The organism is Holdemania filiformis DSM 12042 (genome assembly GCF_000157995.1).
GTDB lineage: Bacteria > Bacillota_I > Bacilli_A > Erysipelotrichales > Erysipelotrichaceae > Holdemania > Holdemania filiformis.
In genome coordinates this window covers 1-2,708 of record NZ_GG657558.1, presented here as the reverse complement: position 1 = coordinate 2,708, position 2,708 = coordinate 1, and the positions used below count along the sequence as shown (strand labels likewise).

At 30.8% G+C, this 2,708-nt stretch carries 2 protein-coding genes; one reads left to right on the top strand and one right to left on the bottom strand.

Annotation, left to right across the window (positions count from 1 at the left end; all coding sequences use genetic code 11):
• The coding region (locus HOLDEFILI_RS10820) for a PI-PLC domain-containing protein (protein WP_006059716.1) at positions 1–715 on the top strand (715 nt) is incomplete at its 5' end.
• Between the two features lie 226 nt (positions 716–941).
• On the opposite strand, the gene HOLDEFILI_RS10815 is transcribed toward HOLDEFILI_RS10820, so the two are convergent.
• The coding region (locus HOLDEFILI_RS10815; protein WP_006059715.1) for an LTA synthase family protein at positions 942–2,708 on the bottom strand (1,767 nt) is incomplete at its 5' end.

Sequence of the window (2,708 nt, the reverse complement as noted above, 5' to 3'; positions counted from 1 at the left end):
TTTAGAAGCTTTTTATCAAAATTATAATGAAGGTACACGGTTGTTTGAAATCGATCTTGATACAACGTCGGATGGGGATATATGCTTAATTCATACTTGGGAAGATTTTCGTAATAAATTAACGGATATTGGCGGAGATTGGCCAATGTCTACGGACGAGTTTAAGCAAGTTAAGATTCATGGAAAATATAAAACAGTGATGTTTAAAGATCTTCTGAAACTTATGAACGAAATTCCGGATTTTTATATTATCATTGATTCTAAGACTTTTGATATTGATGGATCGAGAGTGATGTATAACAAAATGATAGACGAAGTAAATTCAGTTAATCCAGACTTAATCAATAGAATTATACCTCAAGCCTATACTCCGGAAATGTATATTTTCTTAGATGAAAATTATGACTTTAATAAAATTATATTTACTCTTTATCATTATTACGTGGATTCTGATGGACAAAAAATTTATCAATTCGTTAAGGAAAATAAAGTGCCGGTAATTGTTATGCATATGGATAATGAATGGGCTACAAAAGTAATTACTGATATTTATGCTTATGCTGAAATGCAGGATTATGAAGATCAGTTTACAATCTATATTCATACAATTAACCAGATAGATAAAGCTTTGAAAATTATTAATGATAATCATTTTTTTGGCGTCTATTCAGATTTTATAACAGAAGAGGCGCTGCAACAAGCTATGACATCTTGAAAAAGATTTGAATTAGAATAAAATGAGCTATCCTTAAGAAAACGATATGATTCTTAAGATAGCTCTATTTTTTTGATGAAGGATGTTCTATATGACCATTGTGAGATTTATTAACTCAAGCATCGCAGATTCTGATATAAATGAATTACTAATATATAAATGTATTCTCTTTAATAATGATGTTGAGTTTACAGCAATGGTAATGGAAGTTCACATGTTAAATTTGTTAATTTTTTTCAGCGAAATAATCAGATGTTAGAATATTCTGACTAATTTGGATTTCTTCGAAAACTTTGTTATTTATTTCTTCTATTTCATCATCAGTTATAGAAGAATCTAATTTAATGACTGTTCCTTTCGTTGCATTATAATAGGCTCGATCATTAAGCCAAGAGCGATCTTCAAAGATAACAAGTCCCTCTTTATCTGATAATGCATCACGACCAGTGATGAGATGACCGTTTAAGTTTATATCGAACAAATTACATAAAGTTGGCATAATATCATATGTTGAGGTCACTGTTTCAATAGTTGTACTATTCTCTAAACTTGGAGTCCAAATGATGAATGGAACTTTATAAATTTCATAGTCATTTTTAAGGTCAGTGAATAATTCTTTTGTCGCGGATTTTGTTAACCCATAAGGATAATGGTCTCCATAGACCGCGATAACAGTGTTTTCAAGTTGACCGGTTTTTGTAAGATCTTCAATTAAAATTTCCAATCCACTATCAAGCGTTTTCTGTGCTGCTAAATAACAAAGGGCTTCTGTAGAATACGTTTCACCAGCTTCACCATGGAGAACGATAGTTTGCCAAAGATCATATTCCAATTCATAGCGCTCACGCACATAAGGCACATGCCCAGAAACACTAATAAAGAAATCAAAGAATGGTTCAGTAGCATTTTCATTTGTCGCTTCTAGCGCCTTAGTGAAAAGTTCACGATCATGAATCCAGTTATAAGCCTCTACAAATTCTGGACGCTTTTCTAAATTAAGATCAACCCAATCATAGAGATAGGTAAATCCGTAGGTGTAATGCAAAGTCTCACGATTATAAAATTCCTTTTTGAAAGAATGAAATGAGTTAGCTGAATATCCTATTTCTCGAAATAATTGAGGAAGTGCGCTTGGAAAAGTATTTTCATAAAAATCATAAGCAAGCGGACCATTGTCAATAGAAGGAATTTGGGAAGTAAGACTGATGAATTCACTATCCGCTGTAGCAGATTGATATACTGGTGCATAATGGTTATCAAAATTAATTCCTTGTGTTTTCATCATGTATAAGGTAGGAGTCAGTTCTTCATCAATGACAATTGTGGATAAAGATTCACATAAGATAAGAATTAAATTTTTACCTTTAAATATCCCTGTATAATCATTAGGTTCTGAAACATATCCATGTTCTTCTATATAAAGATCAATCATTGTTTTTTGTTCGTCAGTATTTTCTATTTTATGATTCAGAGTTAGCTGTGCATCTTTAATGGTGTATGAATACAAGCCGAGTCGATCAACGGCTCTGACTTTATTGTAAAGTGTATGGTAAAGATACGAGTCACTTTCACTTTTCTTAATATTCTCCGGATAATTTGAGAATGTTAAGAACAGGCAGGCAATACTTAATATACATAAAAAACTTGTAATACTTATTCTTAGAATATAATTATATTTATATTGCTTTCCTTTAAATAAATTAACAAGAATAAAAGGGATCAGAGGCAAAAAATATCCAAAGAGATCTAATGTTAGTTTTCCGGTAGCTTCATTTTTCACTTGGAAAAATTCTTTTAGAATACTAGCTTTAGAAAAAGAAAAGAAAGTAGAGAAATAATTATAATGAAGATTTTGACAAAAGCAAAGTAAGGCCATCGTACTTATCAAAATTATTCCATAAGTTAATCTCATTTTTCGCCCCATGAGAAACATAAACGAACTTAATAAAATAGCAATAAAAATATTTACAAAAATTATTTTTGCGTTAGCTGA